Origin of the sequence: Streptomyces sp. GbtcB6 (assembly GCF_019091475.1) — a bacterium.
Lineage (GTDB): Bacteria > Actinomycetota > Actinomycetes > Streptomycetales > Streptomycetaceae > Streptomyces > Streptomyces hyaluromycini.
Genome location: NZ_JAGXJL010000048.1, coordinates 1 through 25,172, shown reverse-complemented (window position 1 = coordinate 25,172; position 25,172 = coordinate 1). Strand labels below are relative to the sequence as shown.

The following is a 25,172-nucleotide window of genomic DNA, read 5'->3' as shown; positions in this document are numbered from 1 at the left end:
ACGTTGAACTGGTGAGTGGACCGATCCTCCCACAGTGGCCTGCGGCGATCTCCGCCGTAGGATGCGGAGGGACAGGTGACAGGTGTCGGCCTACGGACGGACAGGGCCTGACCCACGGCTTGACGGCTTGACGGCTTGATACGGCTTCTACGGCTTGATCGGAGCAGCGGACCATCGTGAGCGGCGAGAATTCTTCGGCGGACGACGTGCAGGCGGACGACGTACAGCGGGTGTGGGACGTCGTCGTGGTGGGCGCTGGACCCGCGGGGGCCTCGGCCGCCTACGCGGCGGCGGTCGCGGGACGGAGCGTGCTGTTGCTGGAGAAGGCGGAGCTACCCCGCTACAAGACCTGCGGCGGCGGCATCATCGGCCCCTCCCGCGACGCGCTGCCGCCCGGCTTCGAGCTGCCCCTCAAGGACCGGGTACACGCGGTCACCTTCTCCAACAACGGACGGTTCACCCGCACCCGTCGCTCCAAGCAGATGATGTTCGGGCTGATCAACCGTCCCGAGTTCGACCAGCAGCTGGTCGAGCACGCCCAGAAGGCGGGCGCCGAGCTGCGCACGGGCGCTGCCGTGCAGCGCGTCGAGCAGCACGGCTCGGCGGTCCCGGACCGGCGGACGGTCGCGGTCGTGCTCCAGGGCGGCGAGACCCTGCTGGCCCGCGCGGTGGTCGGCGCCGACGGCAGCGCCAGCCGCATAGGCGCCCACGTCGGGGTGAAGGTCGACCAGGTGGACCTCGGCCTGGAGGCGGAGATCCCGGTGCCGGAGACGGTCGCCGAGGACTGGAAGGGCCGGGTCCTCATCGACTGGGGCCCGATGCCGGGAAGCTACGGCTGGGTCTTCCCCAAGGGCGACACGCTTACGGTCGGCGTGATCTCGGCGCGCGGCGAAGGCGCCGCCACCAAGCGGTACTTGGAGGACTTCATCGCCCGGCTCGGCCTCGCCGGCTTCGAACCGAGCATCTCCTCCGGCCACTTGACCCGCTGCCGCACCGACGACTCACCGCTGTCCCGGGGCCGGGTGCTGGTCTGCGGTGACGCGGCGGGCCTGCTCGAACCGTGGACCCGTGAGGGCATCTCCTTCGCGCTGCGTTCGGGGCGCCTCGCCGGGGAGTGGGCGGTGCGGATCGCCGAGGCCCACGACGCCGTCGACACCCGCCGCCAGGCGCTGAACTACGCCTTCGCCGTCAAGGCGGGCCTCGGCGTCGAGATGAGCGTCGGCAAGCGGATGCTCGCGGTGTTCGAGCGCCGTCCCGGACTCTTCCACGCGGTCCTGACCGGGTTCCGTCCCGCCTGGCGGGCGTTCAAGGAGATCACCCAGGGCCGGACCTCCCTCGGTGAGCTCGTCCGCTCGCATCCGCTCGCCCAGCGCGCCCTCACCGCCTTCGGCCCGGAGCCGACGGCGAAGGAGAGCACGCCCACGGAGGACACGGCCGACGAGGAAACCGTCACTTCGTGACGGTGACCCGGAAGACGGGGTGGTCGGCGCCGGCCGCGACGAGTTCGTCGTCGGAGGACTTGGCCGTCACCCCGGGGAAGTACTGCTTGACCTCCCAGCCCCACTTCTCCAGGTAGGTCCGCAGCACCGGGAGCTTCTCGGCATCGGGAAGCTCCACCACGGTGAACTCCCGCACCTTCCGCCCCACCCGCAGCTCCCCGCCGCCGGCCACGCGCATGTTCCGCACCCACTGGGAGTTGCCGCGCGCCGAGACCAGGTACTGGGTGCCGTCGTACGTGTGCGGGTTGACCGGGACGCGCTGCAGCCTGCCGCTCTTGCGGCCGGGCACGGACAGCTCCGCGCTGCCCGCGAGGCTGATCCCGCGCCGGGCGAGCCACCCGACGAGGCCGTTCATCCGGACGGCCATCGGGTTGGCCTTGGCGTAGTACGGCTCGGGCGACGGCTGCGGCTGCGGCTCAGACTGAGACTGTGACGACGACATGATGACCCCCACGTGCTTGGGAGAGCAGTGCTCTCGCTTGAGGAACAGTGTGGGGGAGATCGGTGATCCACTGCAAGAGCAGTGCTCTCTTTTTTGAGCGGTGCACTTGCGTGTGTGCACCGATCTCATCTGTGATCGCTGATCCAAATCAAGTGCACTGCTCCAAAACGTGTGCACCGCTCTGCAAACATGGCAAACTGCTCCCCATGACCACCCCACAGGGCGCCCGCGCGCGAGCCAGGATGGAAGTCACCACGGCCATCAAGGACGAGGCGCGCAGACAGCTCGCGGCCGAGGGTGCGGCCAAGCTGTCGCTGCGGGCCGTCGCGCGCGAACTCGGCATGGTCTCCTCCGCGCTCTACCGCTACTTCCCCAGCCGCGACGACCTGCTCACCGCGCTGATCATCGACGCCTACGACTCCCTCGGTGAGGCCGCCGAGACCGCCCACGTCGCTGTCGCCGGCGCGGCCCCGGCGCAGCGCTGGGTCGTGGTGTGCGAGGCGGTGCGCGGCTGGGCGCTGACCCATCCCCACGAGTACGCGCTGATCTACGGCTCGCCGGTGCCCGGCTACTCGGCGCCGGACACGACCATTCCGCCGGCGGCCCGGGTGGCCCTCGTCCTCATCGGGATCCTGCGCGAGGCGTTCGAACGGCGTGGTCTGGCCCGTACCCCCGTACCCGCCGAACTCGCCCCCGAGGCCCGCCGGATGGCCGACGAGCTGATGCCCGGCCTCCCGCCGGAGGTGGCGGTGGCCATGGCCGCGGCCTGGGCCCAGCTGTTCGGGCTGGTGGGGTTCGAACTGTTCGGCCAGTTCAAGGGGGTCGTGGAGGAGCGGGAGCGGTTCTTCCGGCACGCGGCCGCGCAGCTCGCCCATGGGGTGGGGCTGGTCTTCCCCTAGCGGAGCCCGTCGGGTGAGGTGGCGGAGACGCCGTCGCCTCGGCTCACGCCGTGACCTTGTCCAGGAAGGCGGCGAGGTTCGTCACGGTCCGCCGTATCTTCTCCTCCAGCGTGAGCGACTCCGGCATGCGCCCGCCCGCGCCCGCGTCCCGCTTGCCCCGCACGTACAGCGAGCAGGCGAGGTCGCTGCAGAGGTAGGCGCCCACGGAGTTGCCCTGCTGCCCGGCCTTCCCCGCCTTGGCGGCGACCATCAGGGAGACGCCTCCGGTGTGCGTGGTCAGGCAGATCGAGCACATGCTGCGCCGGGTCTGCCAGGAGGAGGGGCTCGGGCAGCGCAGTGCCACCGCCCGCGCGCGGCCGTCGTCCAGCTCGGCCACCAGGTAGGCGCGATCGGGTGCCTGGGGGTCGCGCCAGCCGAAGTAGTCCAGGTCGGCCCATGGTCGTTCGTCCAGGTCGTGAGGGATGTTCAGGCGTTTCGCCGCGCCCTTGGTGCAGTTCACGAACGCGGCACGGATCTCTTGCTCGGTCAGCTGTCTCATGCGGTGCACGCTAATTTGCCTAAATGGTTTAGGCAAATGCATAATCGGTTCAGGTGAGAGGTGAAGGCGAGGAGCGGGTGTGGCGCGAGCGGGACTGAGCACGGAACGACTGGTCCGGGCCGGAGCCGAGCTGGCCGACGAGGTCGGCTTCGACCAGGTGACCGTCTCGGCGCTGGCCAGACGGTTCGACGTGAAGGTCGCGAGCCTGTACTCGCACGTCAAGAGCTCCCAGGACCTGAAGACGAGGATCGCGCTGCTGGCGCTGGAGGAGCTCGCCGACCGGGCCGCCGACGCGCTGGCCGGACGGGCCGGCAAGGACGCCCTCATCGCGTTCGCCGACGTCTACCGCGACTACGCCCGCGCCCACCCCGGCCGCTACGCGGCGGCCCGGCTGCGCCTCGACCCGGAGACGGCGGCAGGCAGCGCCGGCGTGCGGCACGCCCAGATGACCCGGGCGATCCTGCGCGGCTACGACCTGTCCGAACCGGACGAGACCCATGCCGTCCGGATGCTCGGCAGCGTCTTCCACGGCTTCGTCGATCTGGAACTGAGCGGCGGCTTCAGCCACAGCGCCCCCGACAGTCAGCAGTCCTGGACCCGCGTCCTCGATGCCCTCGACGCACTGCTGCGCAACTGGCCCGCCCCGACCTGACCCCCCCTTTTTCTTTCTTCGTACGGAACCCAGAGGCCATGAACACCCACCCCCGCCGGATCGGGATCACCACTCCGATCACCGCCGATCTCCTGCGCGGTGCCCTCGACCTGGAGCACACGGAGCACGGCATCCTGCCGCACCGGCTCCCGGCCCGGGCCCGCGCCCAGTGCGCCGACCCACAGCTCGCCATGGTCGAGTCCCAGCCCTCCGGCGTACGGCTGGTGTTCCACACCCGCGCCACCGCCGTGGAACTGGACACCCTGCCCACCAAGCGCCTCTACGTCGGCGCGCCACCTCGCCCGGACGGCGTCTACGACCTACTCGTCGACGGCATCCTGGCCGGCCAGGGCACTGTGCTCGGCGGCCGGGTGCAGGTCGTCGACATGAGCGCCGGGACCATGGAGCTGCGCCCCGGACCGGTAGGCACCCTCCGCTTCACCGGCCTGCCCGAGCGCGAGAAGGTCGTCGAGATCTGGCTGCCGCACAACGAGACCACCGAACTGGTCGCGCTGCGCACCGACGCCCCGCTCGCCGCCGCACCCGACCACGGCCGCAGGGTCTGGCTGCATCACGGCAGTTCCATCAGCCATGGCTCCGACGCCGCGAGCCCCACCGCCATCTGGCCCGCACTCGCGGCCGCGCTCGCCGGTGTGGAGCTGGTCAACCTGGGGCTGGGCGGCAGCGCCCTGCTCGACCCGTTCACCGCCCGCGCCGTGCGGGACACCCCTGCCGACCTGATCAGCCTCAAGCTCGGCATCAACGTCGTCAACACCGACCTGATGCGGCTGCGGGCCTTCGGTCCCGCCGTGCACGGCTTCCTCGACACTGTCCGCGAGGGGCACCCCACCACTCCGCTGCTGGTCGTGTCGCCGATCCTGTGCCCGATGCACGAGGACACGCCGGGCCCCACCGCCATGGACCTGAGCGCCCTCGGCGAGGGCCGGCTCGCCTTCACGGCGGCGGGCGACCCGGCCGAGCGCGCGAGCGGCAAGCTCACCCTCAACGTCATCCGGGACGAGCTGTCCCGGGTCGTCGCCCAGCGCGCGGCCGAGGACCCGCACCTCCACTACCTCGACGGCCGCGCCCTCTACGGCGGAGCCGACTCCGCCGAACTCCCGCTGCCCGACGGACTCCATCCGGACGCGGCCACCCACCGCCGTATCGGCGAACGCTTCGCCGGGCTGGCCTTCGCGGACGACGGCGCGTTCGCGTTCCCGGGGAGCGGCGGCGACCGCCGAGCCGGAGCCCGCTGAACCTGGGCCCGTTGAACCTGGGCCCGCTGAATGTGGGCCCGCTGAGCCTGCGCCTGCTGATGAGCCGGCGGTCGTCATCGTGCCGAGTCGGACGACGCCTCGTCGTCGCTGTCCGGGACCAGTACGACCTTCCCCGCGACCGTCCCCGACTCGGCGAGCCGCAGAGCCTCGGCGGCCTGGGTCAGGGGCAGCCGGGCGGCGATGCGCGCGGTGACCTCGCCGCGCTGGAGAGCCTGGAACACCTGGGTGAGGTCGGCGCTCAGCCGGGCCCGGAAGCGGTCCTTGCCGAGGGCGCGGCCCTCCCAGACGTTGAAGAAGTAGGCGTGCCGGCCGTTGGGCAGCGTGTTCCACAGCCACACCCGGCCGAGGATCTTCAGCACGGGGAGCTGCTTGGAGCCGGAGTCGTCCCGGGTGGTGGCGCTGCCGTAGGCGACGAGGGTGCCGCTCGGGGCGAGGAGCCGCCAGGAATCGATGACGCTGCGGCCGCCGAGGTGGTCGAAGACGGCGTCCACACCGCCGGGGGCCAGTTCCCGGACCCGGGCCGGGACGTCCTCGGTGCGGTAGTCGACGGGGGTCACGCCCAGCTCCCGCAGCGCGTCGTGGTGACGGGCGGAAGCCGTGCCGATCACCTGCAGGCCGGCCGCCCGCGCCAGCTGGACGAGGACCGTGCCGACGCCGCCGTTGGCGCCGTGCACCAGGATCGTGCCGCCGTTGCGCACCCTGGCCTTGCGGTGCAGCATCTGCCAGGCCGTGATGCCGTTGACTACCAGCGTCTCCGCCTCCGCCGCGCCGACACCGGCGGGCACCTGCACGGCGTCGGCCGCGTCGAGCACGACATGACTGGCCCAGCCGCCGACCTTCACCAGTGACGCCACCCGCTTGCCGACGAGCCCGGGCTCGACGCCCGCGCCGGCCGTGAGCACCGTGCCGACCAGGTCGTAGCCGGGGACGAAGGGGAAGGGCGGCTGGTCGTAGTAGCGGCCGCGGCGCATCTGCTGCTCCGCGAAGGAGACACCGGTCGCCTCCACGCGGACGACGATCTGACCGGCCGCCGGGGCCGGGATCTCCCGGCGCTCGATGCGGAGGCCCTCCGGCTCCACGACGCCCGGCAGGACGACCTCGATGAGCTGGGTGTTTCCGGCGGTTCCTGCAGTTCCCATGACGACGGCCTCCGCGTGTGGACGGTGAGTAGATGTGCTCGCAAGCGAGATAGGTTCTCGCTTGCGTTAGAAGCTATAACAAACATGACTGGTGCTCGCCTGAGTGTCAAGCCCTCGCGTTGGATGCAGCCATCGCTCCTGTTAGATCCACTGCCGAAAGTGATAACTTGAAACAAAGATGAGAATCCGAAGCCATCGAGCCCTGAGGTGCCGAGACGACGACGTGCCGAGCCGAGGCGCCCGGGCATCGGAAGCGAGAGAGGAGCGTGACGGCCATGGCCGCAGACGCGGACGCGGTGAGCCCCCGCGAGCGGTACCGGAGTCAGGTGCGGGCGGACATCAAGGCGCGCGCGTGGGAGCAGATCGCCAAGGCAGGCGCGTCGGGCCTGTCCCTGAACGCGATCGCCAAGGAACTGGGCATGAGCGGCCCGGCCCTCTACCGCTACTTCGGCAGCCGCGACGAGCTGATCACCGAGCTGATCCGGGACGCCTACCGCAGTCTGGCCGACACCTTCCGTGCCGCCGCCGGCTCCGGGGCCGGTATCGGCGGCCTGGCTCACGCCCTGCGCCGCTGGGCGCTCGACGACCCCCAGCGGTACTTCCTCGTCTACGGCACGCCGGTCCCCGGCTACCAGGCGCCCGACGACATCACCGGAATCGCCCAGGAGATCATGGCGGCCCTGCTCGACGTCTGCGCGGCGGCCGAGCCCGAGGCGCCCGCGCCGGCCTCCGCCGGTTTCACCGCGCACCTCTCCCAGCACCGTGACTGGGCCGGCGGCCACCCCGCGCCGCCGGGAGTGCTACGGCGGGCGCTGGCGTTCTGGACCCGGATGCACGGAGTGCTCTCCCTCGAACTCGCCGGTCACTTCACGGGCATGGGCTTCGAACCGGACCGGCTGTTCGACGCCGAGGCGGCGGAGCTGACGCCCGGCCGCTGACCAGGCCCGGCGGCCTACTTCCCGGGGAGTACGCGTGATCACCTCGCCGGGCTGACGCTCGCGCGCTCCGGCTGCGTCTAGCGTGGCGGTCATGGACGAACGGCGGGTACGGGAGCGCGGCCCCGCGCAGTGGTGGCACTACGGACCCCCGTGGTGGAACCTCCCCGAGGCCACCGGCACCAGAGCCGATGCCGATGCCGGCACCAGTGTCGGCGCCGGCGCCGGGACCCACCGCCCCCGCCCGCCGTGGCGCTCCACCGTGCTGCTCACCGTCCTCGTGCTGGTGGTCTCGAACTTCGCCGCCCATGCGCAGCCTCACCGCGAGCCCCTCGACCCGTACGCCCGCCTGCTGCTCCTCGCCACCTGCGCCCTGCTGCTGTGGCGGCACCGGTACCCGGTGATCGTGGCGTTCGGCACGGCCGCGCTCGCCCTGGTCTACCTCGGTGCCGGCTACCCGTACGGACCGGTCTTCGCGGCCGTCGCCGTGGCCTGCTTCAGTGCCGTCGTCGCCGGGCGCCGCCGGGCCGCCTGGGCGGCGCTCGGGATGCTGTGGGCCGGGCATCTGCTGATCTCGCTCTGGCTGTACCGCCGGCTGCCGCCGCCGGGCGACACAGGTGCGAACCTCGGCCAGGAGGTGATCATCGCCACCTGGGTGCTGATCATCGTCGCCGTGGCCGAACTGGTCCGGCTGCGGCGCGAGCAGTGGGCACGCGAGCGGGCCGACCGGGCCCAGGCGGCCCGGCGGCGCGCGGACGAGGAACGGCTGCGGATCGCCCGGGAGTTGCACGACGTCCTGGCGCACAGCATCTCGGTCATCAACGTCCAGGCGGGCATGGGTCTCGCGCTTCTCGACTCCGACCCCGAGCAGGCCAGGGCCGCGCTCACCACCATCAAGGCGGCCAGCAAGGAGGCGCTCGGCGAGGTGCGTCAGGTGCTCGACACCCTGCGCGCCCCGGGCCACGCGCCGCGGGCGCCGGCGCCCGGTCTCGGGCGGCTGCCGGAGCTGGTGGAACAGGCGGCGGGCGCCGGACTCGCCGTGGCCGTGACGGGGGAGCCGCCGAGCCTTCCGCCCGGCGCCGACCTGGCCGCCTTCCGCATCGTGCAGGAGGCCCTCACCAACGTCGTACGCCACTCGGGTTCGCGGCATGCGCGCGTGCGGCTCGAACACGGGGGAGGGGAGCTGCGGTTGCGGATCGACGACGACGGTCCGGCGACCGGGGCGGACGCGGGCGGCAGTGGGAACGGGCTGGCCGGGATGCGGGAGCGGGCGGCCGCCCTGGGTGGCACGATCGAGGCGGGACCGCGCGCCGACGGCGGCTTCCGGGTGCTGGCCGTACTGCCCTTGGACGACCGGGAGGACCGATGATCCGGGTGCTGCTCGCCGACGACCAGTCGCTGGTGCGGGCCGGTTTCCGGGCGCTGCTCGACGCGCAGCCGGACATCGAGGTGACCGGTGAGGCGGCGGATGGCGAGGAGGCGCTGCGCAAGGTGCGTGAACTGCGCCCCGACGTCGTCCTGATGGACATCCGCATGCCGAGACTGGACGGCCTGGCCGCGACCCGCCGGCTCACCGGAGAGCCGGAGCTGACGGACGTCAAGGTGGTCATGCTGACGACCTTCGAGCTCGACGAGTACGTCTTCGAGGCGATCCGTTCCGGCGCCTCGGGCTTCCTGGTCAAGGACGCCGAGCCGGACGAACTCGTGCGGGCGGTCAGGGCGGTGGTGGCCGGGGACGCGCTGCTGTCGCCGGGGGTGACGCGCCGGCTGATCGCGGAGTTCGCGGCCCGTTCCAAGGAACCGGCCGCCGCCGACGACCTCGCCCGGCTCACCGAGCGGGAGCGGGAGGTGATGGCCCTGGTCGGCATCGGCCTGTCCAACGAGGAGATCGCCCGCCGCCTGGTCGTCAGCCCCCTCACCGCCAAGACCCACGTGAGCCGCACCATGATCAAGCTGGGCGCCCGCGACCGCGCCCAACTGGTCGTCCTGGCCTATGAGTCGGGGCTGGTGCGGCCGGGCTGGCTGGGCTGAGCCGAGCGCTGGAAACGGACCAGCACGCTGACGACCCGGACGACGAACAGCACGGCGGCGAGCACCGCGCCCGCGACGGGCAGAGTGCGTTCCAGGCCGCGGGGCAGGTCGAACAGCAGCGCCGGACCGGCCACCGCCCCGAAGCCGACCACGGCCGCGAACACCGCGCTGCACAGCGCGTATCCGATCTCGACGGTGATCGCGTCCCGCTCGGCCTGACCGCGCCGTCCCCCGTGCATCGTCATCCCGGCAGTCTCACAGCCGTGCGCCCGGCGGGGCAACGGGCCCCGCCGGGCGCACGGCTGTGAGACTGCCCGTTCATCGGACGCGTCCCCGTTCAGTCGCGGGCGGACACGCGCTCCGCCTCCAGGGATGCGGACTTGGCGATCACGACGGTCTGCTGCGGACGGGGGGCACGCAGCCCCGTGAGCGTGATCAGCAGCCCGGCGAGGGCCACACCCGTGACCACCACGAATCCGGGACGGTAGCTGTCGAGCACCGCCTGCGGGGTCGCGTGGGCGGGCGCGCCCGCGGTGACCACGGCCGTGACGATCGCCAGGAAGATCGCACCGCCCACCTGCACCGAGGTGTTGAGGAGCCCGGAGACCATGCCCTGCTCGTGGTCGTCGACGCCGTTGGTGGCCTGGATGTTGAGGGAGGGGAAGACCAGGGCGCAGGCCGCGCCGATCAGCAGCATCGACGGCAGGATCACCGCCGCGTAGACCGGGTCCAGGTCGACGCGCAGGAACAGGGCGTATCCGAGGGCCATGAACGCGAAGCCGGCCGCTATCAGCCGCGGGGTGCCGAAGCGGTCCACGACCGCTCCGACCCTGGTCGACGACACCGCCACCAGCGCGCCCGCCGGCAGGAAGGCCAGGGCGGTGTGCAGCGCCGACCAGCCGAGCACGGACTGCATGTACAGGGTGGTGAGGAACTGGAAGCCGACGTACGAGCCGAAGAAGGCGATCGCGCCGAGCTGGGCGCGGACCTGGTTGCCCGAGCGCAGCACGCCGAGGCGGATGAGCGGGCCGGGGGAGCGGCGTTCGACCTGGACGAAGACGGTGAGCAGGACGGCGACCGCGAGGAAGGAGAGCAGGGTGCGGGCCGACGCCCAGCCGACCTGCGGGGCCTCCACGACGGTGAAGACCAGGAGCAGCATGGAGGCGGTGCCGAGGATCGCGCCGGGGATGTCGTAGCCGTTGTGGTCGCGTTCGCGGGAGCTGCGCGGCAGCAGCCGGAGGCCGGCGATGAGCGCGATCAGGGCGATGGGGGCGGGCAGCAGCATGGTGAAGCGCCAGCTCGCCTCGGTGAGCAGGCCGGACAGCACCAGGCCCATGGAGAAGCCGGTGGCCGCGCAGGTGGTGTAGATGGAGAGGGCGCGGTTGCGCAGCGGGCCCTCCGGGAAGGTGGTCGTGATGATCGAGAGCCCGGCCGGCGCGGTGAAGGCCGCGCTGAGTCCCTTGATGAAGCGGCTGGCGATCAGCAGCGGGCCCGAGTCGACCAGGCCGCCGAGGAGCGAGGCGAGCGCGAAGATGCCGAGGGCGACGAGGAACACCTGGCGTCGGCCGAGGAGGTCGGCGGTGCGGCCGCCGAGCAGGAGCAGGCCGCCGTATCCCAGGATGTAGCCGCTGACGATCCATTGCAGCGTCGAGGTGGAGAGGTGCAGGTCGGAGCCGATCGACGGCAGGGCGACGCCGACCATCGACACATCCAGCGCGTCCAGGAACATGGCGGCGCAGAGCACCAGCAGCGTGCCCCAGAGCCGGGGGGTCCAGCGTCCCTCGGAAGCGGGGGCGGTGAGCGGAGAGGTCATGACCCCAGACACTACATGCACATGCATCGAATGCAAACGCATTTAATTACGATGCAACAATCTGGTTTCTCTGCTACGGTGCCGGGATGGCGGCGACGAAGCCCGAGCGGGCGCTCGTGGAGCAATGGCGGGGCATCCTGGCCCTGCACGCCCGCACCCAGTGCGAGCTCGACCGTGTCCTGCACGGCCACGGCCTGTGCGCCAGTGACTTCGAGGTCCTCGACCTGCTCTCCGACGGTCCGGCGGCGGACGGCGCCTGCAGCTTCCGTGTGCAGGAGATCGCCGAGCGGGTGCATCTCAGCCAGAGCGCGCTGTCCCGGCTGATCGCCCGCCTGGAGAAGGACGGCCTGGTCGAGCGGGCCATGTGCCCGGAGGACCGGCGGGGCGTGCGGGTGGCGCTCACCGGCAAGGGGCGCGCGCTGCACGGCGAGGTGCTGCCGGTGCAGCGCGCGGTGCTCACCCGGATGCTGGCCGCCGAATCCGGCTGAGCCCGGCCGGTCGCCGCGGAGCGCCGGGCAGTTGCTGAACCAGGCGGTCAGATACCGGAGTTCGTCAGCCACAGGCCGGCCACTTCCGGGTCGCCGGTCACCGTCGGCACCGGCACCCGGTTCCACAGGGCCAGGTACAACTGATCGGCGGGACCGGAGAGTTCGGCCGCCGAGCCATAGGGTGCGCCGTCATAGGGTGTGCCGCCATGGGGTGTGCCGCCATGGGGCGCGCCGAGTTCCGTGACCGGCGGTCGTGTCGACAGCCGTACCGTCCATGCCCCGTCCGCGTCCACCGTGCGCACCCGCAGCACCCGCGGGTGCTCGCTGCGGACCCGGCTGCGTGCGCGGGCGTGGAAGCCGCGCAGCAGTTCGTCGATGCCGTCCACCGCGAAGTCCGTGCCGACCGGGGACGCCGGGCCGCCCCGTGCGGCCTCGGCGTCGTACCGGTGGACGGTCGTCTCATGGGCCTGCCGGCGGAGCCAGAAGGCCAGCGGTGAGGAGACCGGGGCGGGGTGGAAGGTCCAGCACGTCATGTCCTGCGGTGCGCCGCCCAGGGTGTCGACGAGCCGGCGGTGGCCCTCCCGGTACCAGGCGGTCAGCTCGGTGCCGTCGATGTCCGGCGGGTCCGGGATGGCGCGGGGCGAGGTTTCGGCGTCGGCGACGACACCGGCGGCCCACCGGTGGATGACACCGGTGTGCCGCAGCAGGTCGCGCACCTGCCAGTCAGGGCAGGCGGGCACCGGGGCGTCGAGCCCCGCCTCCTCGGCGGCCGCGGCCAGCAACCGGCCCTCCCGGTCGAGGATCTCGAGGAACTCGGCAGTCTCCATGCCGCGAGTCTGCCGGATGCGCCGCCGATCCCGGAGCTAGCGCAGCAGGAACCCCACCGCGTACCCCAGGGCGTTGACCGCCCAGTGCAGGGCCATCGGCGCCAGCAGGGAGCCGCTGCGATCACGCAGCCAGCACAGCAGACAGCCCGCCACGGCCGTGAACAGCACGGCGCCGACGTCCACCAGGACCGCCCCGGCGACCGAGTGCCCGAAGAGCGAACCCAGCGTCGGCTTGTCCTTGTTGAGGTTCAGCGAGGGCAGGATGTGCCAGAGGCCGAAGAGCACGGAGGAGAGGACGGCCGCCGTCGTGGCCGTGCGCAGGCGGCACAGCAGCGCGAACAGCACCCCGCGGAAGGCCGTCTCCTCCAGCAGCACCGTCCCCACGGGTACCGCGACCAGCGCCTTGAAGGCGATCTCCGAGCCGCTCAGCGCGTCCGTACGCTGGTCCGCGAACAGCCCGCGGGTGACCGGCAGCAGGGCCGCGCACAGATAGACCGCCGCGACGATCCCGATCAGGGCCGCCGCCCAACGCACCCCGTCCGCAAGGGTGTTCCGGCCCAGCCCCAGCTCCGACCAGCTGCCCCCGGCCCAGAACAGCAGCCCCACCAGAACGGCCGAGGCGACGACCGCGGTGAGCAGGATCCAGGACCCGGCCCAACGGTTGTCCAGCAGATTCGCCGGCACCAGGACGGCCACCACCGCCGCCACGGCGGTACGGGTGGGGAGCCGGGGGAGCGGCATGCCGGGCGGGGTGTCAGAACCCGACCAGGGCGCGCGGCGGCGGGCAGCACGTGCACCGCCCGCCGTCGCGTCCCCGGCCCGGTTCGGCGCCGACGACGGTGACGACCTCGATGCCCGGCTTCCGAAGGAGGGTGTTGGTCCGGATGGTGCGGTCGTGGCGGACGGCCACGCCCGGATCCGGCCCGTGGAAGGCGAACACCCCGGCACCGGCCGTCGAGCCGGCCACCAGCGCGGTCCGCGTGGGCGGCCTCAGCCCGGCCGCAGGCGGTGTGGAGCAGGGGTTCTCGGTCGTCCGGGCCTCGGCCATGTCCACCACGATGGGATACCCCGCGAGGCTTCGCACCTTTTCCCGGACGGAGTGCGGCCCTGAAGGATCTTCCGGATGCGGCGGCCGGTGCGGTGGCCGATCGTGGTTCCGAGGTGGCCAAGTGAGTGGTGCGGGCAGGGCTCTGAATCGTACGAAGGAATGGACCCGGCGGACGGCGGAGCGGATGCGCCGGTATGCGGGGCCCGACCGGGTGGTCCGGCGGCGGCCGTGCTGGGGCGGGACCGGGGTGGCGGTCCTGTGCTACTGCCTGTCCCTCACCCCGTCCCTGCTCCCACGGGCCTGGTGGCTCCAGGGACTCGCGGCCGGCGTCTCGGCGGCCGTCGGCTACGCCGTCGGTGCGGTCGTGGAGACCCTCGCCCGGCTGCTGCTCCGCTGGGCCGGCGCCCGCATCCGCCCGCGGGCCCGCCGTACCCTCTGGGCCGCCCGGGGCGTGCTCGGCGCCGCCGCGGTGGTCACCGCCACCGCCTGGAGCGTCCGCTGGGAGGGCCAGGTCCGCCGGGCGGTCACCCTGCCCCCGCACATCGTCTGGTGGCAGTGGGCGCTCGTCCCGGTGGTGGCCGCGTTCGTCGGGACGCTGCTGCTCCTGGCCGGCCGTACGGTACGGCTCGGCACCCGCCTCGCCGCCCGCGCGTTCGGCGCCCACCTGCCACGCCCCGTCGCGTACGCCACTGGGGTCGCCCTCGCCGCGTTCGTGATCGTCGGAGTCGTCCAGGGCTTCCTGCTGCGCGCGGCACTGGACGCGATCGAGAGCGCCGCGTCCCTCGCCGACCAGGGCACCACCGAGGGCGTCCACCAGCCCGGCCTGCCCACCCTTTCCGGCAGCCCGGAGTCCGCCGCACCCTGGGACACGCTGGGCGCAAAGGGCCGCGACTTCGTCGGCACGGCCACACCCCGCACCGACATCGCGGCCTTCACCGGCCGCCCGGCCGAGGATCCGGTACGGGTCTACGTCGGCCTGCGCTCCGCCGACAGCCTCGACGAACGCGCAGCCCTCGCCGTACGCGAACTCGAACGCACCGGCGGCTTCTCCCGCAGCATCCTCGCCGTCATGGGCACCACCGGCACCGGCTGGATCAACGACCAGGGCAGCAAGCCCCTGGAGTACATGTGGGGCGGCGACACCGCGCAGGTCGCCATGCAGTACTCCTACCTCCCCAGCTGGGTCTCCGCGCTCACCGAGGACGAGGCCGCCGACACCGGACGTGCCCTCTTCGACGCCGTCTACGCCAAGTGGCGAACGCTCCCCGCCGGCTCCCGTCCCCGACTCCTCGTCTACGGGGAGAGCCTCGGCTCCTTCTCCATGGAGTCCGCCATGAACGGCTCCCTGTCCACGCTCGTCGCGGAGACCGGGGGCGCGCTGTTCGTCGGGCCGACCTACGACAACCCGCTGTGGAAGACGGTCACCGCTCAACGGCAGCCGGGCAGCCCCGAATGGCGGCCGGTGGTCGACGACGGGGCGCATGTGCGCTTCGCGCAGGTGCCGGCCGACTACGGCATCCCGGCCGCGCCCTGGGGCGAGCCCCGCGCGGTCTACCTCCAGAACGGCTCCGACCCGGTCGTCTGGTGGTCGCCCGGCCTCGCCTTCCGCAAGCCGGACTGGCTGGACCGGCCGCGGGCCCGGGACGTCTCACCGGCGATGCAGTGGTATCCGCTGCTGACGTTCTGGCAGGTGGCGTGCGACCTGGCCGGCGCCGACAGCGTGCCGGACGGATTCGGCCACCGGTACGGGACCCTGCCGACGAGCGCGTGGGCCGAGATCACGAGTCCACCTGGATGGACGGCAGCCGACACGGCGAGACTCGCCGGGGTTCTGGAGTCGGTACGGGAGCCGGGGCTGCTGGACTGAGGCGACACGACGGATCGGGCGGAGACGTCGGTCAGTGCCCTGCCGTGCGCCGGGTCAGGAGTGCGATGGCCGCGGCGGTGGCGGCGAGGGCGGCGACGGTGGTGAGGGCGGTGGGCAGCGAGATCCAGTCCGCCATGAAACCGATGGCGGGCGGCCCCAGGAGCATGCCGCCGTAGCCGAAGGTGGAGGCGATGGCGACTCCTTCGGGGCCGGCCAGCCTGCCCGCGCGCTCCACGGCGACGGGGAAGAGGTTGGCGAGGCCGAGTCCGGTGATCGCGAATCCGAGGAGGGCCGCCCACAGGGCCGGGGCGAGTGCGCCGAGCAGCATGCCGATCGCGGCGGTCGTGCCGCCGAACACCAGGGTCCGTGTCTGTCCCAGGACCTCGAGCAGTCTGGTGCCGCTGAGGCGGCCGACGGTCATGGCGAGGGCGAAGCAGGAGTAGCCGATGGCGGCCGCGCCGGGAGCGGCGCCGAGGTCCTGCTCCAGGTGCAGGGCGCTCCAGTCGGCCATGGCCCCCTCGCCGTAGGCCGTGCACAGGGCGATCAGACCGAACGTGACGACGAGCAGACGGGTGCGGGGTGCCGGGCGGTGCGGTGCGGACGCCGCCTGCGGTGCGTTGTCCTCGGGCGTGCCGGGAGGGGGAGTGCGGAGGAGAGTGCGGCCCGCCAGGAGGGTGACCAGCAGGCCGATCGCGGTGAGGCAGAGCAGGTGTTGGGTGGGGGACAGTACTCCGGCGATCAGCGAACCCAGGCCGGCGCCGATCATGCCGCCCAGGCTGAAAGCGGCGTGGAAACTGGGCATGACCGGGCGGCGGAGGGCTCGTACCAGGTCGACCGCGGCGCTGTTGAACGCCACGTTGATGCCGCCGTAGGCGCTGCCGAAGACGAGCAGTACGGCGCCGAGGGCCAGGACCGAGTGGGTGAGCGGGGGCAGGGCGATGCTGAGGGAGAGCAGGACGGCGCAGACGACGGTCACGGGGTGGGCGCCGTAGCGGCGGCACAGCCGTCCGGTGAACATCATCGTGATGACGGCTCCGGCCGAGACGCCGAGCAGGGCGAGTCCCAGGGCGCTGGCCGAGGCGCCGGTCTGTTCCTTGATGGCCGGGATGCGGACGACCCATCCGGCGAAGACGAAGCCGTCCATGGCGAAGAAGACGGTCAGGGCGATGCGGAGCCGGGTGAGGGTGTTGCCGGGCACGGCGTTGTGCGTCCGGGTTTTGTTTATCAGCGGCACAAACTCAGGCTAGGTGAGTACTGCCGACTCGGGCAAGGGTGTCGGCCCCGGGGGTGAGGTGGGCCGGACCTGTCGCACATCTGGGTCTGTATCCCGATCGAGGTGCCGTTTACCGGCTTGCTTCACCGGCTGGCAGGCGCGGCACGAGGTGGCTGACGAAGCCCGCGGTGTCACAGGGGGCGAACCGGGGCCTGGAAAGCCACCTCATAGGAGAAGGACCCCCGGCATGCGGCTGGGACTGCAGTCGTCGATGCACAGGTCCAGGCCGTCCTGGCCGACCTTGCCTAGATCGACTCGGGTCGTCGTTGGGTTTTCGCGACCGCAGTCTTTGTGCATGTCGGAGCAAAATCGCAACAGTTCCCGGCAGGACAGTTCGTTCGTTCCCGTGGCATCCTGGGCCTGACCTGCACTGCCGCTGACCTGGGCATATGTTCTGGCGCACCGTCAGGAGCTCCCTCGAGTTCTCTCGATTTCCCGGGATTTCCCGCGTGAAGGGCCCGGCGAGCGTCAGATCGCTCGCCGGGCCCTCGATGCCGAGGCGTGGGTGCGGCCGCTGTGCGCGCTGGTCGTGGCAGGATTCACGGCTTATGCGTCGTATATCCAGCAGAGGTCGTTCGCTCTACCAGGCGGGGCGGGGCGGGGCGGATGGCTGGCGGTCAGCAGGTGAGGTTGGAGCCTGCGGGGACGCCGAGGATGGAGGTGAAGGAGAGGTAGTCGTTGACGCGGTCCTGCATCTCGGCGGTGTTGCCGCCGTTGCACTCGATGCTGCCGTTGATGCTGCGGATGGTCTCGCCGAAGCCCGCGCCGTTGACCATGGCGTTGTGTCCGGTCATCGTGCCGGGGCCGGTCTGGGTGTTCCAGTACCACAGGCCGGTCTTCCAGGAGATCGCCGAGTCGGAGGCAACCAGGCCGGGGTTGTCCAGCAGGTCGACGCCGAGGGCGTCGCCGGCGGCCTTGTAGTTGAAGTTCCAGCTGAGCTGCATCGGGCCGCGCCCGTAGTAGGCGTAGGTCCCGGCGGGGCAGCCGTAGGGCTCACTCGCGCAGTAGTTCCCGGACTGGTCGACCTCGTTGATGTAGACGAGGCCGCCGGTCTCGTGGTCGACGTTGGCCAGGAACGCCGCGGCCTCCTGCTTCTGCACGGTGGTGCTGCCGGTGGTGGCGAAGCCGGGGTAGGCGCTGAGCGCGGCCGTCAGGCCGCTGTAGGTGTAGAAGGAGTTCCGGTTCGGGAACATCTGGTTGAACTGGGCTTCGCTGACCACGAATCCGCCGGTGCCGCCGCCCGTGCCTCCTCCACCGGAGCCTCCGGTGCAGCTGTAGGGGGACCAGTACCAGGTGCTGATGGTGGGGTCGTATCCGGGGTTGTCGTGGGTGGCGATGTAGTACTGGCCATTGGGGGTGTACTTCACGATGGCGCCGGTCGCATAGGACTGTCCGGCCACCCAGGCGGGGTAGTTGCAGCTGCCGCCGGTGCCTCCTCCGCTGGAGCCACCGCAGGCTCCTTGGTCGGCCCAGACTGCGGCGACGCCGGGCGTCTCGCCCTGTGTCCACCACTTGGCCTGCCAGTTGTCGCCGTTGTAGGAGGCGGTCATGCCGCCGGTGTAGACCGCGGCGGAGCTCCAGGCCGCGGCGCAGTCCGCCGCCGCCGCGGGGCTCGCGGCGCCGAGGACGGTGAACGTGCCGAGGAGGCTGGCCAGGACGGCCAGCAGCGCTGTCATGCACCTGCCATATATGGGTCTGCGAAGTCCGCCGGGCATGGTTGCGCTCATGTGCCACTCCAGAGGTAGGGGGCGAGTGGTGACCCCAGCAGCAAAGCGTGATTGGTCCAGACCAGTCAAGGGTCAGGTAAGGACTTTTGTCAGGACAGACCACCGTGTGTCGCACCGATGCCGTCCTCGTCGGCGACCAGGAGAAGGCCGTCCGGGGCCGTCCGGGCCCACCTGCGCGCCCTGGCCGACGGAATCGCCCGGCCCGCCGCGGACAGAGCCTCCACTGAGGAGGTCGAGGACGGCTCCGATCCCACCCCGACGCCCCCACTCGCGGCCGTGCCCCGGGCGAGGTTGGGGGAGGGGACGCCGCCGCCGAACCCCTGGGCTTGGCCGGGGCACCACCGGAGAGATGCCCGTCGAGGACCTCCAGGCGGTGGTCGGCGCGCTCGTCGCGCACGGCGATGGGGGTGGCTCTCCTCGCGGGACGCGTTGAGCTGCCGGTTTGTTGGTGGGGAACCTGTTCGAATCTCTACTGCGTTCCCCGCCGCAGCAACCGCCGACCGCGGCTCCCAGGGGTTCCGGCTTCACTCGTGCGTGAGCACGCGGAACTCGTTGCCGTCGGGGTCGGCCAGCAGCACCGCGCCGTCCTCGCCGTGGGCTGAGTCGAGACGCTTCGCGCCGAGGGAGAGCAGGCGTTCGACCTCCGCCTGCTGATCGCCGTCCGGTGCGAGGTCGAAGTGCAGGTCCTTGCCGGGGTCCGGCATCAATGGCGGACCGCCCCACGTGATCTTCGTACCGCCGTTCGGCGACTGGATGGCGGTCTCCTCGTCCTGGTCCCAGACCAGCGGCCAGCCCAGCGCCTTGCTCCAGAAGTAGCCCACGGCCTGCGAACCATCGCAGGCGAGCGCTCCGATGGAGCCACATCCGGCGAGGAAACCGTTGCCCGGCTCGATGACACAGAACTCGTTGCCCTCGGGGTCGGCGAGCACCACGTGGGACGCGTCCGGTCCCTGGCCGACGTCGGCGTGCCGCGCGCCGAGGTCGAGCGCTCGGGCCACAGTCTCCCGTTGGTCCTCCAGGGAGGAGCTGGTCAGGTCGAAGTGCAGCCGGTTCTGGGCGACCTTCTGCGCCTGGGTGAGACGGAAGCCGAGGCGGTATCCGGCGTCATTACCGGACATCAGGGCGACGCCGTTGTAGGAATCGTCGGCTCTCTCCAAGCGCAGGACCCCTGACCAGAAATGCGCCAGGCGGTCCGGCTGGTGCGCGTCGAAGGAGAGTGCGATGAGTCGGCTGGTCATTGCCTCACGCTTCCTCGGTCCGTTGAGTGCCAACTGTCGGCAGGGCGCCATGTCAGCGCCTCGAACGAGGATAAGTACAGCTCTCCTGCGCGGAAGTGCTGAGCTGCCGATTTGTTGATCGGGGCTGTTGTCGGATCGCTGTCCTCCTACCGTGACGGTGGAGGAGGCGGTGTCGATGGTGTCGTTGATCGAGGAGTTGGAGGCGCGGGAGGCTGGGGCCCGGGTGCGGGTCGAGGAATTCGAGTTCCAGATCGCGGAGTTGACGGTGCGCCTGGATGAAGATCGGGATGCGTGATCCCGGTTGCGGGTGACACGGGTGACGCGGGTGACGGTGGCCGAGGTGGTCGCGGAGATGTCCGGTTCGGACGGGGAGCCGGTCGCGGAGTAGCCGTTGGGGCCGACGGCCGACGGCCGGCCGGTGCGGGTGGTCGGGGCGATCGTGGTGCCGCACTGGCGGGGAGGGGCTGTCGGTGGACGCACCCTAGTCAGAAGGAGCCAAGGCGGCGAGCAGTCCTGCTCCGACTCCCAGGACAATCAACTGCATGATGCCCGGAATGCGCCACCGCAGGGCAAGGAGGCCGCCGCCGGTGACGACCGCACCGCCGACCAGGAGCCACATTCCCTGCCACGCCATCTCGGGCGCACGGGGCAAGTTGCCCTGGTCGTAGCTGTCGGCCCAGCCCGTCATCCCATAGCGGAACACCAACCAGGCAATGACCATCAAGTCGAGGATGAGTAGAGCCAGGCTGACCCCAACCTGCTGACCGGTCGACGGTTCACTTCCGCGTTCCATACTCACCCCCGGCGCCCATGACAGCCTGTCAACCACATGAGGTCAGCATGCGGCTGTGACGGGCTCTGCACATGAGTACGGCTACTCACCACAGGCCCGTACTCGCTGCGGGAGGTGTTGGCCCACTGCCTGTCCGAACCTTCGCTCAGCGTGGCCACACCACAAGAAATGGACCAGAGCCTCAGCGCGGGAGTCGTTTCGAGGTGATGGGGGCCTTATGGAGACGTCGCAATCGAAGATCGATCTGTGCACAGCGATCCGCCGTGACCATCAAGGCGGCATGTCGCAGCGGGCGTTGCAGCGCAAGCACAACGTCACGCAGCGGCTGGCATCTCTGGAGCGTCTGGTGATCACGGGCGTCTCCGACTCGCTCTGGGCCCGCCAACTGTCGTCAGCAGGGCGCTGCGAGGTGATGTCGAGCGATAGGCCCGTGATCGCCACGTCCGAGGTTGCGAAATCCCTGGACAGCCGGTGTGTCCAGGGCGCTTCTGGCGAATCCTGGCGCCGTCCTCGGGCCGGAGCGGGTGGGCCTGACGAGGCGGTCGACGTCTCACGGGACGCCCGGCGTCGGGCGGACCGGTCGCCAGGCGCCCGACCAAGAGCCATCAGAATGGCCCTGGGCGGCGGCCTCACGCAGGGAGGCGCGGGGTTGGGACCGTTGCGCAGCCGGGCGGGCCTGTCGCAGCGTCGCGGACTGTCCGTCGGGGGCTGTTCGGCCGCCTACTGGCCGCCGAGCAGCCCCAGGATCCGGTTCACCGCCTCCAGCGTCGGCTGGCCCACCGCGCCGACCGTCGCCGCGATTCCCGCTACGGCCATCAGCGCGCGGTGCCGCTCCTGCGGGGCGGTGCCGGGGTCCGTGGTGAGGGCCGGCAGGGAGCCGTCGATGGCCTGCGCGCTCGCGGCCGGGACCTGCTCACGCAGCGTCCCGACCAGTCGGCGAAGTTCCTCGACGGCGGCTTGGAGGGCGGGGTCGACGGGGGGCGGCCCGGCCGGTGTCTGGTGCTTGGCAATGCCGGTGTTCCCGGTGCCGCCGTGCATGGTCACGTTGTCGCCGAAGTAGAAGTTGTTGCCGCTCATGCCGCTCATGCGTGATCCACTCCCACGTTGCCCGTACCGCCGTGTTGACGTTGTCGCCGAAGTAGTAGTTCTTCGGGTTGACCATGAGACGGTCCACCGTGACGTGGAACTCCGTCTCCGGGTGCTCGATCGCGTGCACGATGGAGCCCACCAGCTGGTCGAGCCGGCGCGGGTCCGCGCTCGTCACCACGGCCATGGGCGGGCCGGACGTCTCCACGGCCAGGACGTACAGTGGCGTCGCCGACAGCACCTGCAGCCACTCCACCGTGCAGAGGAGCAGCGCGGCCGTCGAGCTCAGCCACACCCACATGATGAGCGTGCTCGCCGTGTCCCGGCTGGCGATCCCGGTGATGCCGCCGAGGATGGTCAGTGCGAACGCCACCGACAGGATGATCCCGAGACGCTTCAGGAAGAGCCTCGTGGCCTGCCAGCGCCTCGGCGTGAGCATGTACGTGTGCACCCGGGCGATGTTCTCCAGCGGGTACGCGGCCCCGCCGACCCACAACAGCCGCTTGCCGACACGCAGGTCGATCGCGCGGAACGCCTGCGGCGGGGTGGCGGGCGGCGGCGGGATGTCCGGGAACCCGGACGCTTCGGTTCTCTCCACTAGGGTGCGTATCGAGGCGTGATCAATCTGTGGGATTCGCCCCTCTCGGTGGGGCTGGACTGGGTCCTGTGACAGTGGCCTTGCCTGATTGCCACTGAAGTTGGGTCACCGGGAGGCGTTTACCAGCGGACCGCCGAGATCAGTCCGCCGGGCCGCTCCTCGCGCTGCGGCGGGGTGCTGATCGGGCGGCCGTAGGCGGCAGCGCGCTCGCGCAGTGTGTGGCTGTCGGCTTCCCAGCCGTGCCCGGCCAGCCAGCCCACCGGGTCGTCGGGCATCTCCGAGACCCACATGGATGCCGCCGATCCCGGCACGGCGTCCGCGCCGAAGCGCTCGATCACGCCGCGCGAGCCCAATGTCAGCCCCATCCGACTGCCTGCCGCCGACTGCGCGCTGATCCGGGCCAGCAGCAGCTCCACCGCGTCCTCGGGCAGATAGATCAGCAGTCCTTCGGCGATCCACGCGGTCGGCGCGGTCGGGTCGTGCCCTGCCGCGGCCAGTGCGCCTGGCCAGTCCTCACGCAGATCCACCGCGACGGTGACCCGCTCGCAGCGTGCGACGGCCCGCTGCTGGCGCAGCACCGAAGCCTTGAAGTCCAGTGGTGCGGCGGTGTCGACCTCGAACAGTCGGGTGCCTTCGGGCCAGTCCATCCGGAAGGCCCGGCTGTCCATGCCGGCGCCGAGCAGCACGACCTGCCGGACCCCGGACGCGGAGGCCTGTTGCAACAGGTCGTCGAGGAACTTCGTCCTGATGACGATGGAGAACGCCACGGCCAGTCGACGGCGGCGCGCGGCCTCGTCATCGGGTAGCGGCGGCGAGGAGGGCCATAGGCCACCGGCGGTGGCGAAGGCCTGTGCCAGTGGGTCGCGGAACAGCGCGTTCTCCCGCTCGGTCTCCAGCGCCCGCACCCTGGCCACCCCGACCGCTGTGGCCCACACTCCCGACGGCTGCACCCGCTCCTGCTCATCAGTCACCGCGTCAGCCTAGATGTATGAGGCCAGGACGTTGGTGACGGTCTGGCCGAGTGTTGCTGCGGGTGGTTGTCCGCCGAGGGCGGTGTGGGGTCGGTGGTAGTTGTAGTGGATGTTCCACACTGCCAGCGCCTGGGCTCGCTGTGTTTCGGAGGTCCAGGTGCGCGCGTACAGGAACTCTTCTGACAGGATCCGCTTGTATCGTTCCACTTTCCCGTTGTGCCGGGGCGTGTACGGTCGGATCCGTTGGTGCCGTGAGCCGAGTAGGGCGCGGGTGAATGCGTCGGCGCGGTAGCAGGCGCCATTGTCGGTGACGAACCGTTCGATGTGGGTGATGCCGTGTGCGGCAAACCACGCCCTGGCTCGGTGCAGGAACGCGATCGCCGTCGAGGCTTTCTCATCCGGCAAGGGCTCGGTGTAGGCGAGGCGGGTGTGCCCGTCGATCGCGGAGTGTAGGTACACGTACCCTCCACGGCCGGTCTTCTTCTTGTTCCGGCTGACTGCCCGGGAGTGGTCGCTGTTTCGGCCGTGGGCTCGCCATCCGCCGCCGTCAGGTATCCGTCCGACCTTCTTCACGTCGATGTGCACCATGTGTCCCGGCCGGCGAGCGGTGATTGTGCGTGGTTTCCGCGTGGTATAGCCGTCGGGGTCGATGAATCGTCGCCTGCTCAGACCGAGATGGGCGAGGTGCCGGGTGATGGTGCGACGGCTCACAGCGGGCCCGGTTTGGCTGAGTTCGAAGGCGATACGTCCTGCGGACCACTTGTGGTTTCGGCGCATCGGCTCGATCCGCTCCACTACCTCGCCCGGTATGGCTGAGGGTTGACGGTGGGGTGTAGAGGACCGGTCGTGCAGGCCGAGCTCACCATGACGACGGTACCGGTTGACTCACTTGGACGCGCATGCCCTGGAGATGCCCATCTCCGCAGCAACGTGGGCGATCGGACGTGACACGCATCGCTCGACGAGTCGCCTGCGGCCCTCAATGGAGAGCGGCGCGTTGGCATGGGTGCCCATCAGACGGCGGCGAGGCTGTTGAGCAGGTGGCCAAGCTCTGCCGGCGCCTGAATGTGGGCCAGGTGGCCCTGGCCGGGGAGTTCGTGGACTCCGGCGTGAGCGACGTGCTGCCGCACGTGGTCGAACGACGTTCCGTAGGGGGCCGTTCCGCGGTTGCTTTGCCCGATGATCAGGTCGACTTGATCTGCCTGTCGCGCCGTCACCTCCGGAGGCGGTGTCGTGTTGAGCGCGCCGAGTTCGGCGTACAGCGGTCCGCTCAAGCGGCGCAAGATCGCCCAACCGTGCCGATCGGCCCGGAGATCCTCGACATGCGCAGCGGAGAAGCCGGAGATCTGCCGATTGACGATCTCGACGCAGCGATCCCAGTCCGCCGTCTCCGCCGCGTTCTTCAGGTCCGGCAGTGCATGGCGTCCGAATGGCTGCATCACCGGCTCGTAGGCGATCACCTGGGGAATCGGGCGATCGTTGGCGGCCATCAAACTGATCAAGCCGCCGTAGCTCCAGCCGAAGAGGGCCCTCGCGTTGTCGAACTCGTCAAGGACCACGCAGAGGTCCCCAACTTCTGTCCGCAGCGAGTAGGAATTGGTCAACGGCCCTGAGGAGGCACGTCCCCGACGGTTTACGACTACCACTGAGGGCCAAGCGTCGATGGCGCCCGCAACGTGGCGCCACGTATGCGCATCGCTCATCACGCCCGGGACGACGACGAGGCCCGGGGCATCCGGCTCCCCGTACACATCGACCATGACCCAGCTGCCCCCGCTGACTGCAAGCTTCTTCTGAATCGTTCGCTCCATAAATCTATTATGGAGCGAACGATCTACAATGCAAGCGTGACCGAACGCAACCGTGGACGCCCCCGAGCCTTCGACCGCGACCGTGCGGTCCTTGACGCCGCTCGCCTCTTCTGGCGACGCGGCTACTCCGGCACCTCGACCCGCACCTTGACCGCGGCCCTCGGGCTTTCCACCTCTAGCCTCTACGCTGCCTTCGGCAGCAAGGCCGGACTGTTCGAGG

Annotated in this window: 26 protein-coding genes and 2 pseudogenes; 11 read left to right on the top strand and 17 right to left on the bottom strand. The window is 70.9% G+C overall.

Translation table 11 applies throughout. The features are described 5' to 3' along the window. Window positions 1-176: 176 nt before the first annotated feature. Window positions 177-1,460, top strand: a complete 1,284-nt coding sequence (locus tag KVT45_RS44225) for a geranylgeranyl reductase family protein (protein ID WP_217555252.1) — start codon at window positions 177-179, stop codon at window positions 1,458-1,460. Here KVT45_RS44225 and KVT45_RS44220 read toward each other — a convergent pair. Further along, a complete protein-coding gene (locus KVT45_RS44220; RefSeq protein ID WP_217555250.1) occupies window positions 1,450-1,941 on the bottom strand; it encodes a nitroreductase/quinone reductase family protein in 492 nt (163 codons plus the stop codon). The two genes, KVT45_RS44225 and KVT45_RS44220, sit on opposite strands and share 11 nt — an antisense overlap. Window positions 1,942-2,147: 206 nt before the next feature. Between KVT45_RS44220 and KVT45_RS44215 the strand changes: the two genes are divergently transcribed. Further along, complete coding sequence (locus tag KVT45_RS44215) at window positions 2,148-2,840, top strand: TetR/AcrR family transcriptional regulator (RefSeq protein ID WP_217555249.1); 693 nt, start codon at window positions 2,148-2,150, stop codon at window positions 2,838-2,840. Between the two features lie 43 nt (window positions 2,841-2,883). On the opposite strand, the gene KVT45_RS44210 is transcribed toward KVT45_RS44215, so the two are convergent. Beyond that, on the bottom strand, window positions 2,884-3,378 hold the full coding sequence (locus KVT45_RS44210; RefSeq protein WP_217555248.1) for an FBP domain-containing protein: 495 nt from the start codon (window positions 3,376-3,378) through the stop codon (window positions 2,884-2,886). Window positions 3,379-3,457: 79 nt separating this feature from the next. On the opposite strand from KVT45_RS44210, the gene KVT45_RS44205 reads away from it, so the two are divergent. After that, window positions 3,458-4,030: a TetR/AcrR family transcriptional regulator gene (locus tag KVT45_RS44205; protein WP_217555246.1), complete on the top strand. Its 573-nt coding sequence runs from the start codon at window positions 3,458-3,460 to the stop codon at window positions 4,028-4,030. 38 nt (window positions 4,031-4,068) lie between these two features. Next, on the top strand, window positions 4,069-5,286 hold the full coding sequence (locus KVT45_RS44200; protein ID WP_217555244.1) for a GDSL-type esterase/lipase family protein: 1,218 nt from the start codon (window positions 4,069-4,071) through the stop codon (window positions 5,284-5,286). Window positions 5,287-5,360: 74 nt separating this feature from the next. Here the strand turns inward: KVT45_RS44200 and KVT45_RS44195 are convergent, their stop codons facing one another. Further along, the gene (locus KVT45_RS44195; protein ID WP_217555242.1) at window positions 5,361-6,446 is read right to left on the bottom strand and encodes a medium chain dehydrogenase/reductase family protein; all 1,086 of its coding nucleotides are present in this window, start codon (window positions 6,444-6,446) and stop codon (window positions 5,361-5,363) included. Window positions 6,447-6,721: 275 nt separating this feature from the next. Between KVT45_RS44195 and KVT45_RS44190 the strand changes: the two genes are divergently transcribed. From KVT45_RS44190 to KVT45_RS44180, 3 genes are all read left to right on the top strand, one after another. Then, complete coding sequence (locus KVT45_RS44190; protein ID WP_217555240.1) at window positions 6,722-7,384, top strand: TetR/AcrR family transcriptional regulator; 663 nt, start codon at window positions 6,722-6,724, stop codon at window positions 7,382-7,384. A gap of 91 nt (window positions 7,385-7,475) precedes the next feature. After that, window positions 7,476-8,750 (top strand): sensor histidine kinase, encoded by a 1,275-nt coding sequence (locus KVT45_RS44185; RefSeq protein ID WP_217555239.1) that lies wholly within the window; start codon window positions 7,476-7,478, stop codon window positions 8,748-8,750. After that, entirely contained in the window at window positions 8,747-9,412 is a 666-nt protein-coding gene (locus tag KVT45_RS44180) for a response regulator transcription factor (RefSeq protein WP_217555237.1), read from the top strand. Before KVT45_RS44185 ends, KVT45_RS44180 begins: the two co-directional genes overlap by 4 nt. Here the strand turns inward: KVT45_RS44180 and KVT45_RS44175 are convergent. Next, window positions 9,373-9,657 (bottom strand): DUF6332 family protein, encoded by a 285-nt coding sequence (locus KVT45_RS44175; RefSeq protein ID WP_217555236.1) that lies wholly within the window; start codon window positions 9,655-9,657, stop codon window positions 9,373-9,375. The two genes, KVT45_RS44180 and KVT45_RS44175, sit on opposite strands and share 40 nt — an antisense overlap. Before the next feature lie 92 nt (window positions 9,658-9,749). Beyond that, a complete protein-coding gene (locus KVT45_RS44170) occupies window positions 9,750-11,225 on the bottom strand; it encodes an MFS transporter (protein WP_217555233.1) in 1,476 nt (491 codons plus the stop codon). An 86-nt stretch (window positions 11,226-11,311) separates the two neighbouring features. On the opposite strand from KVT45_RS44170, the gene KVT45_RS44165 reads away from it, so the two are divergent. After that, window positions 11,312-11,713, top strand: coding sequence for a MarR family winged helix-turn-helix transcriptional regulator (locus KVT45_RS44165; RefSeq protein ID WP_217555231.1), 402 nt, complete (start codon window positions 11,312-11,314; stop codon window positions 11,711-11,713). A 47-nt stretch (window positions 11,714-11,760) separates the two neighbouring features. Here KVT45_RS44165 and KVT45_RS44160 read toward each other — a convergent pair whose 3' ends face one another. From KVT45_RS44160 to KVT45_RS58235, 3 genes are read right to left on the bottom strand one after another with little or no spacing between them, the layout of a single operon-like run. Further along, window positions 11,761-12,540: a maleylpyruvate isomerase family mycothiol-dependent enzyme gene (locus tag KVT45_RS44160; protein WP_217555229.1), complete on the bottom strand. Its 780-nt coding sequence runs from the start codon at window positions 12,538-12,540 to the stop codon at window positions 11,761-11,763. Window positions 12,541-12,576: 36 nt separating this feature from the next. Continuing rightward, complete coding sequence (locus tag KVT45_RS44155) at window positions 12,577-13,281, bottom strand: CPBP family intramembrane glutamic endopeptidase (protein ID WP_217555227.1); 705 nt, start codon at window positions 13,279-13,281, stop codon at window positions 12,577-12,579. A 13-nt stretch (window positions 13,282-13,294) separates the two neighbouring features. After that, window positions 13,295-13,588 (bottom strand): arginine deiminase family protein, encoded by a 294-nt coding sequence (locus KVT45_RS58235; protein WP_217555226.1) that lies wholly within the window; start codon window positions 13,586-13,588, stop codon window positions 13,295-13,297. Window positions 13,589-13,772: 184 nt separating this feature from the next. On the opposite strand from KVT45_RS58235, the gene KVT45_RS44145 reads away from it, so the two are divergent. Continuing rightward, window positions 13,773-15,455, top strand: coding sequence for an alpha/beta-hydrolase family protein (locus KVT45_RS44145; RefSeq protein WP_217555224.1), 1,683 nt, complete (start codon window positions 13,773-13,775; stop codon window positions 15,453-15,455). Window positions 15,456-15,486: 31 nt separating this feature from the next. Here KVT45_RS44145 and KVT45_RS44140 read toward each other — a convergent pair whose 3' ends face one another. The 3 genes from KVT45_RS44140 to KVT45_RS44130 all read right to left on the bottom strand — a co-directional run bounded on the left by KVT45_RS44140 (window position 15,487) and on the right by KVT45_RS44130 (window position 19,693). Then, the gene (locus KVT45_RS44140; RefSeq protein WP_217555222.1) at window positions 15,487-16,653 is read right to left on the bottom strand and encodes an MFS transporter; all 1,167 of its coding nucleotides are present in this window, start codon (window positions 16,651-16,653) and stop codon (window positions 15,487-15,489) included. Window positions 16,654-17,345: 692 nt separating this feature from the next. After that, window positions 17,346-18,404: a glycoside hydrolase family 19 protein gene (locus KVT45_RS44135; protein ID WP_217555220.1), complete on the bottom strand. Its 1,059-nt coding sequence runs from the start codon at window positions 18,402-18,404 to the stop codon at window positions 17,346-17,348. Window positions 18,405-18,979: 575 nt separating this feature from the next. Next, window positions 18,980-19,693, bottom strand: coding sequence for a VOC family protein (locus KVT45_RS44130; protein WP_217555218.1), 714 nt, complete (start codon window positions 19,691-19,693; stop codon window positions 18,980-18,982). Between the two features lie 151 nt (window positions 19,694-19,844). Here KVT45_RS44130 and KVT45_RS44125 point away from each other — a divergent pair, with 151 nt between their 5' ends. Continuing rightward, a complete protein-coding gene (locus tag KVT45_RS44125) occupies window positions 19,845-19,988 on the top strand; it encodes a hypothetical protein (protein ID WP_217555216.1) in 144 nt (47 codons plus the stop codon). Between the two features lie 186 nt (window positions 19,989-20,174). Here KVT45_RS44125 and KVT45_RS44120 read toward each other — a convergent pair whose 3' ends face one another. The 6 genes and pseudogenes from KVT45_RS44120 to KVT45_RS44095 form a co-directional block, all read right to left on the bottom strand. Next, the gene (locus tag KVT45_RS44120) at window positions 20,175-20,486 is read right to left on the bottom strand and encodes a DUF6234 family protein (protein ID WP_254648245.1); all 312 of its coding nucleotides are present in this window, start codon (window positions 20,484-20,486) and stop codon (window positions 20,175-20,177) included. A gap of 720 nt (window positions 20,487-21,206) precedes the next feature. Beyond that, entirely contained in the window at window positions 21,207-21,572 is a 366-nt protein-coding gene (locus tag KVT45_RS44115) for a hypothetical protein (RefSeq protein ID WP_308311048.1), read from the bottom strand. A 178-nt stretch (window positions 21,573-21,750) separates the two neighbouring features. Beyond that, window positions 21,751-22,170 (bottom strand): annotated as a pseudogene (locus tag KVT45_RS56980) (DUF6232 family protein); the annotation flags it as partial. 119 nt (window positions 22,171-22,289) lie between these two features. Next, a complete protein-coding gene (locus tag KVT45_RS44105; RefSeq protein ID WP_308311047.1) occupies window positions 22,290-23,141 on the bottom strand; it encodes a class I SAM-dependent methyltransferase in 852 nt (283 codons plus the stop codon). A 9-nt stretch (window positions 23,142-23,150) separates the two neighbouring features. Beyond that, a pseudogene (locus KVT45_RS44100) lies at window positions 23,151-24,155 on the bottom strand (IS481 family transposase). Then, window positions 24,155-24,952: an alpha/beta fold hydrolase gene (locus KVT45_RS44095; protein WP_217555210.1), complete on the bottom strand. Its 798-nt coding sequence runs from the start codon at window positions 24,950-24,952 to the stop codon at window positions 24,155-24,157. The pseudogene KVT45_RS44100 and the gene KVT45_RS44095 overlap by 1 nt, the downstream one beginning before the upstream one ends. Window positions 24,953-24,988: 36 nt before the next feature. Between KVT45_RS44095 and KVT45_RS44090 the strand changes: the two genes are divergently transcribed. Then, window positions 24,989-25,172 (top strand): helix-turn-helix domain-containing protein (locus KVT45_RS44090; RefSeq protein ID WP_217555208.1); only part of this gene is annotated, 184 nt, incomplete at its 3' end.